This is a genomic window from Planotetraspora mira (genome assembly GCF_016863275.1).
Taxonomy (GTDB): domain Bacteria; phylum Actinomycetota; class Actinomycetes; order Streptosporangiales; family Streptosporangiaceae; genus Planotetraspora; species Planotetraspora mira.
Genome location: NZ_BOOO01000047.1, coordinates 85,876 through 101,404 on the forward strand (window position 1 = coordinate 85,876; position 15,529 = coordinate 101,404).

Genomic DNA, 15,529 nt, shown 5'->3' on the forward strand with positions numbered 1-15,529 from the left:
GGTCCTGGCGATGCTGGGGCCTTCGTCTTTCGGCCACGAGCATAAGGCGACCTTCCTCGACAGCCGCCAACTTGCCGGGCTGAGGAGTGGGTCCAGGTGGAGCGCCCGGAGCGAAGCGAGGACGTACGACCTGGACGCGTGACGAAGAACGGCCATGATGGCGTCACGCGACGAAGGGGAACACGTCGACTTGAGCGTGTCTATTGAATCGCTTTCATCCGCAGCTCGGCGTTGGAGTACAAGGATGGCTTCGATGACCTGACCCGGGCGAGGGCAGCGCGCCATCCTTCAACTGTGTGTTAACCCTTCGCAGCGCATGTAGAGCTTGGTGTGGCACGGAGCTGCCGATGGACACAGGATCGCCAGTTGATGCGCCCTCCTGGCTGATATCGATTTGGTCGCGTTGCAAAGCTGCGTGTCATATAGGCGGGATGATCTATCCGTGGAAGTCGCAAAGCTCCTCTTGGAGTATCTGAAGGTCATGGCATGGCCACTGCTGATCGGCATCGTGAGCCTGGGATTCCGAAAGTCAATCCGGAGGCTTCTGGAGGAGCGTCTCACAGAGATCAACGGCTTAGGGGTGTCCGCAAAATTTGAGGAGAAGGTGGAAGAACTTGCGGTAAAGGCGGCCGCAATTCTGGAAGCTTCTCCAGTCCCGCCTCAGGACAATTCCCCTACATCTGCTCGTGTCGACCCGGCAGAAGCGGTCATACAGTGGAGCGAGCAAAATCTAATACATGCATTCCAGCATGCGCGAAGCTATGCACGAACTGAGCCGGATATAGCAATCGCATTTGCGTGGTCCAGAGTAACAATTACGCTACGGGAAGCTGGGCAGCGGCTAGACCTACGGGGGTTGGGAAATTTAGATTCGCCCGGCGCTAGTTTCATGAGAAGGCTGCGAGAAATACGCTCACTCGAAGAAGCAAGGCCAATCAACGAAGTGGCACCACAGATTTTGGAATTGTATAGAATTCGCAACGAAGCGCTTCACGATCCCCGCAGTAAACCGTCTCATAGTGCTGCGCTTTCTTTCGTCGACGCAGCGGAGGATCTTTCCATCTCATTGTTTAGAGCCATAGAGTCTGGCCACGGATAATCAGTCAGCAACTTGTGAGTTTCGAGACGATTGGCTGGCAGATCAACCGCTTATGTCGCATGCGCCTGCTGGGTGCAAGAGAGTCAGGAGCTTGGCGTCATTCGGATTTATTGGCGGCGGGTATATGTTTGTCGAGGCTCGAACTTACTTGTTCGGCCACATTAACCCCACCGGTAGCAACCGCAACAATGGCAGCAACAATCAGTGTTATTCGGACGCTTTGGGCAGCTTGCTCGGCGCCTGTAAAAACAGGCAACATGGGCAATGCGATGCCCAGTCCTAGAAGGACAACGGACGGCCATGCGCGCTCGATGATTCGACGCAAACGGTCCCGCAATGGTATCTCTGGCGCCGACTCCCAAAGAGTAGCCAGATGTCCGCACATCCATTTATCTAATAATTCGCACATCGAGATAGCTACTCTTTCGAAGTCGGTCGCGGAGATAGCTTGGGCCAAGGCTGGCTTGTGGGACCGAATTATCGACGCAAGTTGTAATCCAGTCCTGCGCACTCTCCTTCGGGTTTCGATATCCCACAATGGAACTCGTCCTACAGCGAAGTTCTCGGCCTCGCGACTAACTCTCTCCAGCTCTGCAATAAGCTTTACTGTGTTCGATGGGCGTGTCCAACGTCGATGTGTGCGACACCAATTAACCCAATAGCTAATTACTAGCAGGTCTAAAGCTACAGCATCTAAAGGGGTGGGTGGTGTGTGTTTGCGACGCAGGCATCGACTCCTGAAGTGTTCCGCGACCAACGTGATCGGACCGGCTGCTGACATGCATAGGCCAAGCAGCTGTGCAGCTTGTGCGTATTCATTTATGTCAATTCCGGCTGCACTTATCAGTACCAGACAAAAAGACAGTGCGAGTATGCCGAGGAGTAACCCTTGAAAATGTCTTCTAGTCCGCGGATTGTCGAGATCTAAATGTAGTGCCCTATGGTCTAGGCGTCGAACATAAGGGCGGATGGACGTGGCTATGAGTAATTGTGTTCCGCCAAAAATCAGGAGAGAGAGTATGAGGGCCCTAGTGTTAGAGTTGGCTTGGACCCCATAGATTAGGATGGCGCCCGTGCCAGACCACGTCAAGAATGAGAAAATTAGAATAAGTGCGAAGGTTTCACTGGGCTTTGGTGATATTTGCCGCCAAACTGTCCTGCGGCCCGCAGCTATGGACATCCTCCTGCGCAGCGTCGGACTGTTGAATGGGGCTGGAAGCTGATCAACGCATTTTTTGATGAATTTCGTCTCCTCTCGTACCTTCATTGTGGTGCGTTCGTAGATCCATAATTTCCCTAGGGGCACCTGTCGCCGAAATGCGTTGATGAGCCGGCCTATGAGCGATGCAAGGTCTACGTCCGTGAGCTGCATAACACGATTGTGGGCCAACATGGCAGCGAAGCACATCTAAGTCGCGAGATATCGTCATATCCGGCCTACGTGCTTGGCGGGCGAGTGTGTCCGCATGTAGAGGCAGTGGTGCACTCAGGGGCATGCCCGAATCCGGCATAAGGTATCTCGTTCGCGTAATGTGGCCGGCTCCTCCAGGGCCGACGACGGTGAGGAAGTTGCGATAGGCCTCGGGCATGCTCTATCCCTGTGCTGCGCTTATAAGTCTGCAATCTCGGTCTCGATGAGGACAGACCGAAGGGTGTAGCGATGTCGCCGCTCACCGAACTTTCGTAGGCAGGGTCGACGTCGTCCATGGTCGCCAAACGGGACACAAGGTGATCAACGTTCCGCCCGGCTGCTCCTGGTCGCGGCTCCGTCCTGCCGCGTTCCGAGCCTCGACCTCGCGCTACCTATCAGGTTTCATCCCGCGGATATCCCGCGACCCCTGACATGGGGCTGCTTCCGGTGACCTACAGCTGCATCGAAGTGTGAGAGATCACGGAGGAGAATCCCAGGTCAGAGCCTAGATCTCAAGGTCGAAAAAGTGCCCCCGGCAGGATTCGAACCTGCGGCACCCGCTTTAGGAGAGCGGTGCTCTATCCCCTGAGCTACGGAGGCGTGATGTGCTCTGTAAGCCTAGCGAAGAGTTGGCACAGCGCGCGCCTCAGTAGGGGCGTGGCTCGAAGCTGATAGGTCATCGCGTGGCTGAACTGCGGTAAAGCCCTGGCAAGTGGGCGAGTTCCTCCGTGTCGGAGCTGGCTACCGTCACTGTTCGTGACCGGATTGCGACGCAAATACTTCCGCAGGCTGCGCCTCGTGGTGCTCGTCGTAGGGTTGACCGCGCCAGCGGTCCTCGCCTCGGGCATGCTCATGGCCGAGATCACCGGCTACGAGGCAACCGCTCGGGGGGCCACTGGTGGCTCCATCCAAGCGGCCGGCAAGGCGAGATCTCCTCTGCACCCTCAGGCCTCAACGGCCAGGAACGGAGAGGCGTACGACTTCTCCCAGGGGACGATCCAGAACGTCTCCATGCCTGGTCTCCCCACGGGTCATCCTCACGGGCGAATGGCCCAGGATCCCCGCGGTGCCGAGACCAAGAGCCTCCCCAACATTCAGTCGGTGGCCAACGCCGAGACTCAAGACGTGGCGGGCGGAAACAAGCCCGGCGCCCTGGCGGATGGTCGCCACGCGGTACGGCCAGGCGCCGCTGGTGCCGCCGCACCAGTCGCCGCCCAAGGCGCCCCACAGAACGTCGTCCAAGACGCCAGCCAAAACGCAGCGGCAAATGCTGCCGCCGAGGGCGCGGCACCAGCCGATGCGGCCGGCTCGGCGTCGTCCGACGCGGCCAATACGGCTCCGGCGGCGGGAGCCGTACCGGGTCGGCAGGTCATGGAGCCGACGGCTGTGCCCCCACCTTCGGGCCCCTCCCGCGTGTACGGCCAGCTGATCATCATTCGCAAGCCCGCGGCGGCACCGCAGGCTGTTGCAGGCAAGGCCCGGCCGGCCACGGTGGCCAAGGCGCCACCGGTCGAGAAGAAGGAGCAGGCCGAGCTCACCTGTGCCCTCGACTGGCAGGACACCTGGCTGTGGGACCTGTGCAAGGAACGCGGCGGCCACCCATAAAGGCCATTAACGACTGACCGGACAAGTCTCCAAATTGGACCGTGATCGGTACCTATCGCATTCGGCGACCGAGCCCGGGGACTCGGGCGGCTGTAGTAACGTGCGTGCCTGACCGAAGTCACGAGTTCGTAAAGAGGAGTTGATCGTGCCGTCTCCTCGGTCGGCTGGTCTGATCGCGGCCGTCATGGCGGTGGCCTCTGTCGTAGGGGTCTCGTCCGGCACGTCCCGCTTCGTCCCTGTGGCTTCAGAGACGGCCATCAGCGAAGCCGCCTCCACATCGGAGACAGGTTCCCAAGCGGCCGGCGAATCCGTCGAAGCGGCCAAGGAGCCCAGCTTGACGGCACTCCGCAAGCAGGCCCAAGAGGCCTACAAGGCGATCGGTGACGCGTCCAAGCAGCTGGACGCCAGGAAGAAGCAGTTCGACTCCTCGCAGAAGAAGCTGGCGTCCAAGCTGAGGCAGCTGGGGAAGGCCAACCAGGAGTTGGCGTCAATGCGCAAGCCGCTCTCGGATCTGGTCGAGTCCGTCTACCAGAACCCTTCCGCCACCGGGATCGGGCCGCTCTTCGCCCAGGGCGACGGCACCGCGACACTGCGCGCGATGAGCGACGTCGACCACCTGGCCGTCGGACGCAACAAGATCCTCGACGATGCGGCGCGGCTGCTGAAGGACAAGGAGAAGCTCGCCGCCGAGGCTCAGGATCTTCGATCGGCCAACCTCCTGGAAGAGGCCCAGCTCGACCACCAGGTCGACAGCTTGCGGGCGAAGTCATCCGATCTGGTGAAGTCGCTGACGCAGACGCTGACCAAGATGGGCGTCAAGGTGAACCAGGGCCATCGTGGAGCGGGCGCCTGCGACCCCACTCGGATCTCCACCGCGGCGCAGTACCCCAACGGCCTGCTCCCCAAGAGCAGCCTCTGCCCCCTGCCCCAGGCGGGAAGGGAACTGCGGGCCGACGCGGCGATCGCCTTCGCCGACCTCAACCTGTCCTACCAGAAGCAGTTCGGCAGGCAGATGTGCGTGACCGACAGCTACCGCAGTCTCGCCTCGCAACAGGCTGTCTACTATTCGCGCCCCGGGTTCGCCGCCGTTCCCGGCCGGAGCAACCACGGTCTGGGCCTGGCCGTCGACCTCTGCGGCGGTGTGCAGAACTCCGGGTCGGCCCAGTTCAACTGGCTGGAGGCCAACAGCAAGCGCTTCGGGTTCATCCACCCGTCGTGGGCCTACAGCAACCCCTTCGAGCCGTGGCACTGGGAGTACGACCCCAAGCTCGGTGCCCGCGTCTGATCACAGAGATCGCCCCGCCAAGAACAGAGATCGCCCCGTGAAGAACCCCCGTGGAGGACACGGCCTTTCATCGTGGATGGATGGTGACGGAGAGCCGGGCTTGGGCCTGTGCTTGGGCGAGCTGAGCCGCCTCTGACGGGCTCGTCGCCAGCACGAGCAGCGCGCCGGACTCCGACCCCTCCGTCGTCTCCTCCACCGGACGGGCCAGCACCCTCACCTCGTGCGCTACGGCGAGCGCCTGCTGGGCGTCCCCTTCGAAGGCGGCCAGCACGTCGATCACGTCGCCGGGGGAGAGCAACCTCGCCGCGTCGGGGTCGGCGATCCGCACGGGAGTGGCCATCATCCCCGGCTCCCGCGCCGCGAGCAGGCCCTGGCCGAGCAGCCGGGCGTCCGTGAGCGGCTCGCCCCGGCGCACCGGCCCCGCGACCACCCGTCCCGTCACCGCCGACCCCGCCGGGAACGCGCCGTCGGGCACGGCGTCCGGCGGGAGCCGTACGGTCATGACGTCGGTGGCGGCCAGGCGGCCGCCACTCAGATCGCGAGCCGCGGCGAGGACCGGCACGCCCTGAGGCTGCCGGACGGCCATCAGCACGCACGCCATCGCGAGGCCTGCCAGTAGCGCGGCGATCAAACGGCGGCGTCGTGCGAGGACGCGCCTCATCGCGGGCATCGTGGCCCTCCGATCCTCGAGATCACATGCATGGCTGCCCGCCGTGGGTCGGGCTCAGTGCGCCGCCGATCCATGCCGACCCGCCGAAGGCCGCATATGGGCCCCCGGTCCGGAAGGCACGCGCGGCGGGCTACGGAAGGTCGAAGGGGAGCTTGAGGCCGTCCAGGGCGTCTCCGCACGAGCAGGGACGGTCGAGGGGAAGGCCCTCGACGGCCTCGCTGACCAGCGTGCGCATCCGCTCGACGTTGGCGGCGAAGAAGGCGAGCACCTCCTCGTGCGTGACCCCCTCACCGGCCTCGACACCGGCGTCGTGGTCGGTCACCAGGCACAGGGACGTGTAGCAGAGGGCCAACTCGCGAGCGAGCACCGCCTCGGGGTGGCCGGTCATGCCGATGATCGACCAGCCGGCGTCGGAGAACCACCTCGATTCCGCCCGGGTGGAGAACCGAGGGCCCTCGATCACGACGAGCGTGCCTCCGTCGACGGTGTTCCACTCCGTCTCCTGCGCCTTCGCCACGGCGACGGCCCGGCCTGAGGGGCAGTAGGGGTCCGCGAACGACACGTGGACGGCGCCGCCGGCGTCGTAGTAGGTCTGCACACGGCTGGTCGTACGGTCCACAAGCTGGTCGGGAACGACCAGGGCGCCCGGCCCGATCTCGGGGCGCAGGGATCCGACGGCACTCGGGGCGAGCACCTGTCGGACGCCAAGAGAGCGCAGGGCCCACAGATTTGCCCGGTAAGGGATGCGATGAGGGGGAAAGACGTGCTCTCGCCCGTGGCGAGGGATGAAGGCCACGGAACGGTCCCCGATCCGGCCCAACGTCACGGTGTCACTCGGCGGGCCATACGGCGTCGCCACGCTGATCTCTTCGGCGTCATCGAGCAGGGAGTAGAGACCCGAGCCGCCGATGACCCCGATCTCCGCGCGATTCGTCATGCGGCCGACCTTAACGAATCCGTATCGGCTGCGATTGCAGGCTGTGGATAACCCGTGCGGGCCCGGTCGATGCCGGGCCCGTCGTCACGCGGCGGAGGTGGTGGAAGAGCTCGTCGTCGACGTGGTGGACGAGGAGCTCCCGGAGGCGGCCGCGGGCTCCTTCTTGGCCGTGTCGCTCGACGTCTTGCTCGCGTCGGCCGCCGGCTTCTTGGAGTCGCTCGTGGAGGTCGACGCGGGCGCGGTGGACGAGCTCGACGACCGGCTGTCGGTGCGGTAGAAGCCCGAACCCTTGAACACGATGCCGACCGGGGAGAAGACCTTGCGCAGCTTGCCCTGGCACTGCGGGCACTCCGTGAGCGGGTCGTCGGTGAACTTCTGGACGGCCTCCAGCTGCTCACCGCAGACGGTACAGGCGTACTGGTAGGTGGGCACGCGCTCCTCCTGAAACTGGCACTCGACCCGTTCGACTGCTAATGGTAAGCAGTCAACGAGCTGAAACGCCACTCAAGCCCGGTTTATTGCGCCGCCGCATCAAGCCGCGCACACCGCACCGTACCGTCCCACAGCACTCCACCGCCCCACAGTGCCCCTCGAAACCGATCAGCACGCCCATGCTCCGTGGCCGATCCACGATCGATCAACAGGCCGGCCGAGTACGGCTAACCGCCGCGTTCGCCGTACCAGCCGGCCAGCTTGCCGCGCCGGCTGACCGCGCGCAGGCGGCGCTCCACGGCTTCCCGCTGGGGAGCGGTCGTGACGACCAGAAGCTGGTCCTCCACCCGCAGTCTTGTCGTGTCCGACGGCACGAACGACCGGTCGCCCCGCACGACCATCGTCACGAGCGTGTTCGCGGGGAGGCGGAGCTCGAAGATCTCCACGCCGTGCATCTTCGATCCCGGCGGGATGCGGACCTGGAGCAGGTCGGCGTTGAGCTCCTCGAGGGGCGCGGCCTCCACGTCGAGATCGCGGGCCTCGCCCTCCGCCGACAGATCGAGGATGCGCGCGAGATAGGGCAATGTCGGGCCCTGGAGCACCGTGAACACGACGACGATGATGAAGACGTCGTTGAACAGCCCCTTGGCGTCGGGCATCCCGGCGGCCCAGGGGATCGTGGCCAGCACGATGGGCACCGCGCCGCGGAGCCCGGCCCACGACAGGAACACCTGCTCGCGCCACGAGACGCTGCCGATCCCCACCAACCGGGCGAGTGCGGCACACACCACGACGGACACCGGCCGGGCGATCAGCACGAGCACCAGCCCCGAGACGATGGCCGGGATGACCACGCCGGGAAGCTCCGACGGGCTGGCGAGGATGCCCAGCATGACGAACAGCCCGATCTGCGAGAGCCAGGCCGCCCCCTCGGCGAAGCCCCTGGTCGCCGCCCGGTGAGGCAGCCGGGAGTTGCCGAGGATCAGCGTCGCGATGTAGACGGCGAGGAATCCGCTGCCGTGCAGCAGCGTCGCGCCGCTGTAGGCCACGAACGCCAGGGCGAGCACCGCGATGGGGTACAGGCCCGAGGCGGGCAGCGCCACCCGGCGCAGCGCGTAGGCCGCCGCGGGCGCGACCACGAGGCCCACCGCCGCTCCGACGACGAGCTCGTAGGCGGTCTCGATCAGTACGGACGACACCGCCGGCATCGGCTGCGTGACCGTGCTCAGCATCATCACGACGATGACCGTGGGTGCGTCGTTGAAGCCCGACTCCGCCTCGAGGATGCCGGCCAGGCGCGGAGGCAGGGGCAGGCGCCGCAACACCGAGAACACCGCCGCCGCGTCGGTCGAGGCGAGGACCGCGCCGAGCAGCAGGGCGAACCGCCAGTCCATGCCCAGCAGCGCGTGCACGGCCACCGCGAGTGCGACGATGCTGACCGCGATGCCCGCCGTCGCGAGGACCAGAGCCAGGGGGACGGCGGTGCGGACGTGGTTCCAGTTGGTGGTCAGGCCGCCCTCGGCGAGGATGACGGCGAGCGCGATGAGGCCGAGTTGCTGGGCGATCTCGGCGTTCTCGAAGTGGATGCCGCCCAGGCCCGACTCCCCGAGGAGAAGGCCGAGGCCGAGGTAGATCAGCAGGCTGGGAAGGCCGGTGCGATGGGCGATCCGGACGGACGCGATTGCCGCGATGACGACGGTGGCGGACAGGAGAAGCCAGACGTTCAGACCCACCTGCCCCCCTTCCTCGCGCTACGCCAATCTTTTCACATTTGCACCAACTCAATGATTCCTGCGGGGAGGGCGGAGAACCGTACCCGCTGGTCGTGCGGCTCGGCGGGCACGCCGTCGACCAACTCGCCGTCATGGAGCAGCGCGACCGTCGGCACGTTCGGCCCCACGCGGGCGAGCGCCCGGTCGTAGAACCCGCGGCCCCTGCCGAGCCGTACTCCTGTCGACCTGTCCACCGCCAGCGCCGGGACCAGCACGAGGCCCGCGGTGCGGATGGTGTCCACGCCCCGGCGGGTGTCCACCGGCTCCATGATCCCGAGTGGTCCCGGCGCGAGGGAGTCCGGGCCGTCGTAGACCGCCCAGTCCAGGTCGCCGTCCGCGCGTTGTACCGGGAGGATCACGGTCGTGCCGTGCTTCCACAACGCGAAGATCAAACCGTGTGTCGACGGCTCGCTGCCGAACGACCAGTAGCAGGCGACGAGTCCCGCCATCTGCACCCATGGCTGGTCGAGCAGCAGTTCGCGCACCGCGGCCGAGGACTTCTTGAGGGTCTCCTCGCTGAGTTCGGCCCGGCTGCGCAAGATCCGCTGACGCAGGTTCGCCTTGTCCATAGCCTGCTCCGTTAATGTTCAACCATGGCTGACTTCGATCCTGTGACCAAAGCTGTAATGCCGGCCGCGGGTCTCGGAACCAGGTTCCTCCCCGCGACGAAGGCCACCCCCAAGGAAATGCTCCCGATCGTCGATAAACCGGCCATTCAGTATGTCGTGGAGGAGGCCGTCTCCGCCGGACTGCTCGACGTCCTCATGGTGACCGGCCGCAACAAGCGCTCCATCGAGGATCATTTCGACGTGGCGTACGAGCTCGAGGACGCCCTGCGCGCCAAGGGCGACGAGGAGCGGCTGTCGCAGGTCCAGGATCTCGTCGATCTCGCGACCATGCACTACGTACGGCAGGGCGAGCCGAAGGGACTCGGTCATGCCGTTCTGTGCGCCAAGCAGCACGTCGGCGACGAGCCGTTCGCCTGCCTGCTCGGCGACGACCTCATCGACCCGCGTGACCCGCTGCTGAAGCGCATGATCGAGGTCCGCGCCACCTACGGCGGCAGCGTCATCGCCCTCATGGAGGTCCCGAACGAGCAGGTCTCGCTGTACGGCGCGGCCGCGATCGTCGCGACAGGGGAGGACGACGTGGTCCGCGTCACCGACCTGGTGGAGAAGCCGCCCGCGGACGAGGCGCCGTCCAACTGGGCGATCATCGGCCGTTACGTGATCGATCCCGCGGTGTTCGAGGTGCTGGAGAACACTCCGCCCGGGCGCGGCGGGGAGATCCAGCTGACCGACGCCCTGCGGACCCTGGCCTCCCGATCGCCCGACGAGGGCGGTCCCGTCCACGGAGTGCTGTTCCGCGGCCGCCGCTACGACACCGGGAACAAGCTCGACTATCTCCGCACCGTCGTCCAGTTCGCCGCCGCACGCGACGACCTGGCGCCCGACTTCCTGCCCTGGCTGCGAGAGTTCCTCGACCAGGCCGGATCCTAGAGTCATGAAGCCCGTCGACCGCCACCTCGCCGACATCCTCGCCACCGTCCAGCCTCTCGCGCCTCTCGAGGTCGAGTTGGAGCGGGCGCTCGGCTGCGTGCTGGCCGAGGACGTGTCCTCGCCCGTGCCGCTGCCGCCGTTCGACAACTCCGCCATGGACGGCTATGCCGTACGAGCCGAGGATGTGGCGGCCGCGCCGGTCTCGTTGCCGGTGATCGAGGACATCGCCGCCGGCGACGGCGAACTGCGGGCCATCGGGCCGGGACTGGTCACTCGCATCATGACCGGCGCGCCGCTCCCCGCGGGCGCGGACGCCGTGGTCCCGGTGGAGTGGACCGACGGCGGCACCACCAGGGTCACGATCCACAAGCCGGCGGGCCCGGGCCATGCGGTCCGGCGTGCCGGTGAGGACGTGAAGGGCGGAGACGTCGTGCTCCGCGAGGGCACCAGGATCGGCGCGGCCCAGCTGGGCATCCTCGCCGGTGTCGGCCGGCGGCGCGTGACGGTACGGCCCCGCCCGCGCGTCGTCGTGCTGTCCACCGGGGCGGAGCTGGCCGAGCCGGGCTCGCCGCTGGCCCCCGGGCAGATCTGGGAGTCCAACAGCTTCATGCTGGCGGCGGCCGTACGGGAGGCCGGGGGAGAGGGCTTCCGGGCCGGTGCCGTGACCGACGACCCGCAGGTGTTCCTCGACAGGCTGGACGCCCAGCTCGTGCGCGCCGACGCGGTGATCACCAGCGGGGGCGTCTCTATGGGCGCCTACGAGCCCGTCAAGGAGGCCCTGTCGCCGCTGGGGACCGTCTCGTTCGAGAAGGTGGCGATGCAGCCCGGCATGCCCCAAGGCTTCGGCGTGGTCGGACCGGACGAAGTGCCGATCTTCGCGTTGCCGGGGAACCCGGTCTCGTCGTTCGTGTCCTTCATCCTGTTCGTGCGGCCCGCGCTGCGCAGGATGCAGGGCCTGCCCGCGAACCTGCCGGAGACCGTGCGGGCGACCACGACCGCCGCTCTGCGCTCGCCGTCAGGCAGGCGGTCCTACCTGAGGGGCGTGCTGTCCGGCACGACGGTCGACACCGTCCGAGGTCAGGGATCCCATCAGCTCGCGGCGCTGGCCTCCGCGAACGCGCTCGTCGTGGTGCCGGAAGATGTTACGGAGCTCCCCGCGGGGGCCGAGGTGGAGGTGATCCCGCTGTGAACGGTCTGACCCACATCGACGAGTCCGGCGCCGCCCGCATGGTCGACGTCTCGGCCAAGGACGTCAGCGTCCGAACGGCCACCGCGACAGGGCGGGTCGCCCTCTCGCCCGAGGCCGTGGCCGCACTGCGCTCGGGGAACGTCCCGAAGGGGGATGCGCTCGGCGTGGCCAGGGTCGCGGGGATCATGGGCGCCAAGCGCACACCCGACCTGGTGCCGCTCTGCCACCCGATCGCGCTGCACGGCGTAGAGGTCGAGTTGTCCGTCGTCGACTCCGGCGTGGAGATCACCGCCCGGGTCCGTACGGCCGACCGGACCGGTGTCGAGATGGAGGCGCTGACTTCCGTCACGGTCGCCGCGCTCGCCCTGGTCGACATGGTCAAGGCGGTCGATCCGGCGGCCGTCATCGGCGACGTGCGGGTCGAGGAGAAGACCGGCGGCAAGACCGGCGTCTGGACCCGGGACTGACCGAACGTGGGAGGGGAATGACTTTGCGCGCTTTGGTGATCACAGTCTCCAACAGGGTCTCCGCGGGGGTCTACCAGGACAGCTCGGGCGCTCTCCTGGCCGCTCTGCTCGCCGAGGCCGGATGTGAGCCCGTCGACGGGCCGCGTGTCGTCCCCGACGGCGAACCCGTGGAATCGGCGCTCCGCACCGGTGTCGCCGAGGGATACGACGTGATCGTCTCGACGGGCGGCACCGGCGTGACCCCGCAGGACCTCACGCCCGAGTACACCCGCCGCGTCCTCGATCGGGAGATCCCGGGGATCGCCGAAGCCGTACGGCAGGCGAACCGGGAGAGGGTCCCGACCTCGATCCTGTCCCGGGGGCTCGCCGGGCAGGCGGGCTCGACGCTGATCGTCAATCTGCCCGGATCCACGGGTGGGGTCCGGGACGGCATGGCGATCCTCGGCCCGATTCTCGGTCACATCGTCGACCAGATTCACGGCGGTGACCATGGGGCGTGAGGGAGACTGAGCCTCGCGTGGCGCGTTGACCGTCCTCAGGTGGATGATTGACTAATGGATCGACTTCGCGGCTGGCCGGCCATCCTGGCGGAGGGGCCCATCGAGCTCCGGCCGCTGCGCATGCGTGACGTCAGAGACTGGCGGGAGACCCGGTTGCGCAATGCCGACTGGCTGCGCCCGTGGGAGCCGAGCAACCCCGAGACGCCCCTGTTCAGGACGGGGCTCGGGCCGTACGTCTCGATGGTCGGGACCCTTCGCCGTGAGGCTCGCCAGGGCCTCGCGCTGCCCTGGGTGGTCACCCACGAGGGCAAGTTCGCGGGGCAGCTCACCGTCGGCGCGGTCGTCTGGGGCTCCGCCCGCTCGGCTCAGGTGGGGTACTGGATCGACGGCGCCCTCGCCGGCCGGGGCATCATCCCCACCGCGCTGGCCATGGCCGTGGACCACTGTTTCTTCACCACAGGGTTGCATCGGCTGGAGGCAAACATTCGGCCAGAGAACCACGCCAGCCGCAGGGTGGTGGAGAAACTTGGCTTCCGGGAGGAGGGGGTCCGCAGGCGCCAGCTCCACATCGACGGTGCGTGGCGTGATCACATCTGTTACGCGCTGACGGTGGAGGACGTGCCACGAGGCCTTCTGGTCCAGTGGCGCCGGACGGTGGAGGGTTCCAACGCCCGGCGGAGCGAGCCCAGCCCGGGTTAGCTCAAACGATCTCCGGGAAGGTGCGCTCGGGATCGAATTACATGAACAGCTTTGACGATCTCGCGACACACCGGACCGAATGCTCGTCAATCAGTGACACACCGTCTTACGGTGCGTGACGTGAGCACATCTCCGACGACTCGAGTCCCCGGATGTGTTCGCCATGCCTGGAGGTGGCCGGATGGGTAGCGCCCTCCTCTACCTCGCCATCGTCGTGATGTGGCTCAGCGTCCTGCTGCCCATGTGGCTCCGCAGGGACCGGCATGTCGAGATATATGACGACCTGCAGGCCGAAGCCGACACGATCATCGAGGCGCCGGCTCCGGACCGCTCCAATGTCGAGCCGGCTCCTGCCCCGGTGCCTGCTCCCGCTGCCGTTTCTGCTCCTGCTCCTGTGGAGCCTTCGCGCGATGCGGTGGAGGCCGACACCGCCGAGGCTCCCGCTCCGGTACGGCCACGCCGTACGGAGGGGCAGCGGCGCGCGAGCATCGTCGCCCGCAGGCGCAGGCGCCTGCTGTGGAGCCTGCTGCTCGTCCTGGCGTCCGTGGTCACGGCTGCCGTCCGAGTGATGCCCTGGTGGGGCGTGGCGCCCTCGGGCCTGCTGCTCGTGGGCTATCTCGCCGTGCTCCGCGTGGCCGTCAAGGCCGATGCCGAGCAGCGCGAGAGGGCCGCGCGGGCACGGGCGGAACATCTGCGCCGGCAGCGGGAACACCACCGTGCCATGGAGGAGATGGCGCGCGAGGCGGAGATCATCCAGCTTGAGGCCCGCAGGCGCAACCAGGTCTTCGACCAGTACGCCGATGGCCGCCGTGCGGTCGGAGACTGATCCGGATGGCGCGGGGAGCCCCAAGAGTTTGCTAATCTAGTCGAGTCATTGGGGCTATAGCGCAGTCCGGTAGCGCACTTCGTTCGCATCGAAGGGGTCTGGGGTTCAAATCCCCATAGCTCCACCATGACGAAAGGCCCGCCAGGTGAACGCCTGGCGGGCCTTTTTGCTGCTCAGGAGCCGTTCAGGGAGCCTCGGGCCGATCTTCTTCCGGGGTGGACGGTAGATCTTGCGCCGGCCCTGTGGTCTCTGGAGTCAGCGAAAAGTCAGCGAAGATTGCACGAGCTCTGCTGCTTCGGTCCCGCGATGCGTGCGTGTAGCGGTTGAGCGTGGTCGAGTTCTGCTCATGCCCAACAAGGCCCACAACATCGTTCACCGGGACGCCTTCTGAGACGAGCCAGGTCGCGTAGCAGTGCCGGAGGTCGTGGAACCGGAGTCCTTCGCCGGCGTGTTTTGCAACCTGTGAGACCGCTTCCTCCTTGGTCAAAACGCCTTCCTCTGCTGAATGCCTTGCTTGTCTGGCCAGACGCCGAGGAATGCATCCGGACTCATCTGCATGACGGCGCCGAGGAGTCCCGCACGGACGAGGGACGGCCGCCAGACACGAGCGCGGAAGGTGTGTCGGCTAAGCGCGCCGCCACGGGACGTAGTGAAGACCTCTCCGAGCGGCCCCGCGGGATAGGTGCCCTTATGCGCGCTAAGGAGATCGACGACGAACCCGGGAAGCGGCACTTCCCTCCGTCCTGCGCGGGACTTGGGGTATGGCTTGATGGTGACGTGACCGTTGACCTCTACAGCGACCTGGAGCACTCTCACCGTCCCGGTATCGAGGTCGAGCGCATCCCAGCGCAGGCCCGCACACTCACCCCAGCGCAGACCGGCCCCAGCTGCCAGCGCGACTACCGCCTGGTAGAGACCCCGGAGCGGCCATCGCCTGGCAGCTCACGCCGCCCCGGGGTCTCTGTGGGCAGGCGTAGAAACCGCTGACGACACCGGTATCGCCACAGCGGTCACTCTCGTGGTCGGGATGCTGATCTCGCTCGTCCCCGCAGTTGATGCTCTCCGCAAGCGCCTAAGAATCGAGATAACTAAGAAGCGCTGGGACACTGACACCTGAGCGAGAGTCCTGAGGTGGCCC

The 15,529-nt window shown here is 66.2% G+C and carries 16 protein-coding genes and 2 tRNA genes; 10 read left to right on the plus strand and 8 right to left on the minus strand.

Annotated features, from left to right (window positions below; genetic code table 11):
- Positions 1-442 precede the first annotated feature (442 nt).
- Entirely contained in the window at positions 443-1,099 is a 657-nt protein-coding gene (locus tag Pmi06nite_RS37555) for a hypothetical protein (protein WP_203957992.1), read from the plus strand.
- 97 nt (positions 1,100-1,196) lie between these two features.
- Here the strand turns inward: Pmi06nite_RS37555 and Pmi06nite_RS37560 are convergent, their stop codons facing one another.
- Positions 1,197-1,556 (minus strand): hypothetical protein, encoded by a 360-nt coding sequence (locus tag Pmi06nite_RS37560; RefSeq protein WP_203957993.1) that lies wholly within the window; start codon positions 1,554-1,556, stop codon positions 1,197-1,199.
- Between the two features lie 1,481 nt (positions 1,557-3,037).
- Positions 3,038-3,110 (minus strand) — tRNA-Arg (locus Pmi06nite_RS37565).
- 156 nt (positions 3,111-3,266) lie between these two features.
- Here Pmi06nite_RS37565 and Pmi06nite_RS37570 point away from each other — a divergent pair.
- Positions 3,267-4,115 (plus strand): hypothetical protein, encoded by an 849-nt coding sequence (locus tag Pmi06nite_RS37570; RefSeq protein ID WP_203957994.1) that lies wholly within the window; start codon positions 3,267-3,269, stop codon positions 4,113-4,115.
- 334 nt (positions 4,116-4,449) lie between these two features.
- Positions 4,450-5,400, plus strand: coding sequence for a D-alanyl-D-alanine carboxypeptidase family protein (locus Pmi06nite_RS37575; RefSeq protein ID WP_203957995.1), 951 nt, complete (start codon positions 4,450-4,452; stop codon positions 5,398-5,400).
- 67 nt (positions 5,401-5,467) lie between these two features.
- On the opposite strand, the gene cpaB is transcribed toward Pmi06nite_RS37575, so the two are convergent.
- The 5 genes from cpaB to Pmi06nite_RS37600 all read right to left on the minus strand — a co-directional run bounded on the left by cpaB (position 5,468) and on the right by Pmi06nite_RS37600 (position 9,780).
- Positions 5,468-6,061 (minus strand): Flp pilus assembly protein CpaB, encoded by a 594-nt coding sequence (cpaB, locus tag Pmi06nite_RS37580; RefSeq protein ID WP_239114472.1) that lies wholly within the window; start codon positions 6,059-6,061, stop codon positions 5,468-5,470.
- 139 nt (positions 6,062-6,200) lie between these two features.
- Positions 6,201-7,007, minus strand: a complete 807-nt coding sequence (locus tag Pmi06nite_RS37585) for an S-methyl-5'-thioadenosine phosphorylase (RefSeq protein WP_203957997.1) — start codon at positions 7,005-7,007, stop codon at positions 6,201-6,203.
- Between the two features lie 84 nt (positions 7,008-7,091).
- Positions 7,092-7,439: an FmdB family zinc ribbon protein gene (locus Pmi06nite_RS37590; RefSeq protein WP_203957998.1), complete on the minus strand. Its 348-nt coding sequence runs from the start codon at positions 7,437-7,439 to the stop codon at positions 7,092-7,094.
- A 227-nt stretch (positions 7,440-7,666) separates the two neighbouring features.
- Positions 7,667-9,172: a potassium/proton antiporter gene (locus Pmi06nite_RS37595; protein WP_203957999.1), complete on the minus strand. Its 1,506-nt coding sequence runs from the start codon at positions 9,170-9,172 to the stop codon at positions 7,667-7,669.
- A 32-nt stretch (positions 9,173-9,204) separates the two neighbouring features.
- Entirely contained in the window at positions 9,205-9,780 is a 576-nt protein-coding gene (locus tag Pmi06nite_RS37600) for a 5-formyltetrahydrofolate cyclo-ligase (protein ID WP_203958000.1), read from the minus strand.
- A gap of 24 nt (positions 9,781-9,804) precedes the next feature.
- Between Pmi06nite_RS37600 and galU the strand changes: the two genes are divergently transcribed.
- The 7 genes from galU (at position 9,805) to Pmi06nite_RS37635 (ending at position 14,518) form a co-directional block, all read left to right on the plus strand.
- Positions 9,805-10,710 (plus strand): UTP--glucose-1-phosphate uridylyltransferase GalU, encoded by a 906-nt coding sequence (gene galU, locus Pmi06nite_RS37605; RefSeq protein WP_203958001.1) that lies wholly within the window; start codon positions 9,805-9,807, stop codon positions 10,708-10,710.
- Between the two features lie 4 nt (positions 10,711-10,714).
- Positions 10,715-11,899 carry a molybdotransferase-like divisome protein Glp gene (gene glp / locus Pmi06nite_RS37610; RefSeq protein ID WP_203958002.1) on the plus strand — a complete coding sequence of 395 codons (1,185 nt, stop codon included), beginning with the start codon at positions 10,715-10,717 and terminating at the stop codon, positions 11,897-11,899.
- Positions 11,896-12,366, plus strand: coding sequence for a cyclic pyranopterin monophosphate synthase MoaC (gene moaC / locus Pmi06nite_RS37615; RefSeq protein ID WP_203958003.1), 471 nt, complete (start codon positions 11,896-11,898; stop codon positions 12,364-12,366). Before glp ends, moaC begins: the two co-directional genes overlap by 4 nt.
- A gap of 17 nt (positions 12,367-12,383) precedes the next feature.
- Positions 12,384-12,866, plus strand: coding sequence for a MogA/MoaB family molybdenum cofactor biosynthesis protein (locus tag Pmi06nite_RS37620; protein ID WP_203958004.1), 483 nt, complete (start codon positions 12,384-12,386; stop codon positions 12,864-12,866).
- A 54-nt stretch (positions 12,867-12,920) separates the two neighbouring features.
- Positions 12,921-13,565, plus strand: a complete 645-nt coding sequence (locus Pmi06nite_RS37625; RefSeq protein ID WP_203958005.1) for a GNAT family N-acetyltransferase — start codon at positions 12,921-12,923, stop codon at positions 13,563-13,565.
- Positions 13,566-13,746: 181 nt separating this feature from the next.
- Positions 13,747-14,391, plus strand: a complete 645-nt coding sequence (sepX, locus tag Pmi06nite_RS37630; protein ID WP_203958006.1) for a divisome protein SepX/GlpR — start codon at positions 13,747-13,749, stop codon at positions 14,389-14,391.
- A gap of 50 nt (positions 14,392-14,441) precedes the next feature.
- A tRNA-Ala gene (locus Pmi06nite_RS37635) sits at positions 14,442-14,518 on the plus strand.
- 57 nt (positions 14,519-14,575) lie between these two features.
- Here Pmi06nite_RS37635 and Pmi06nite_RS43130 read toward each other — a convergent pair.
- Positions 14,576-14,878 carry a tyrosine-type recombinase/integrase gene (locus tag Pmi06nite_RS43130; protein ID WP_203958007.1) on the minus strand — a complete coding sequence of 101 codons (303 nt, stop codon included), beginning with the start codon at positions 14,876-14,878 and terminating at the stop codon, positions 14,576-14,578.
- Between the last annotated feature and the right edge of the window lie 651 nt (positions 14,879-15,529).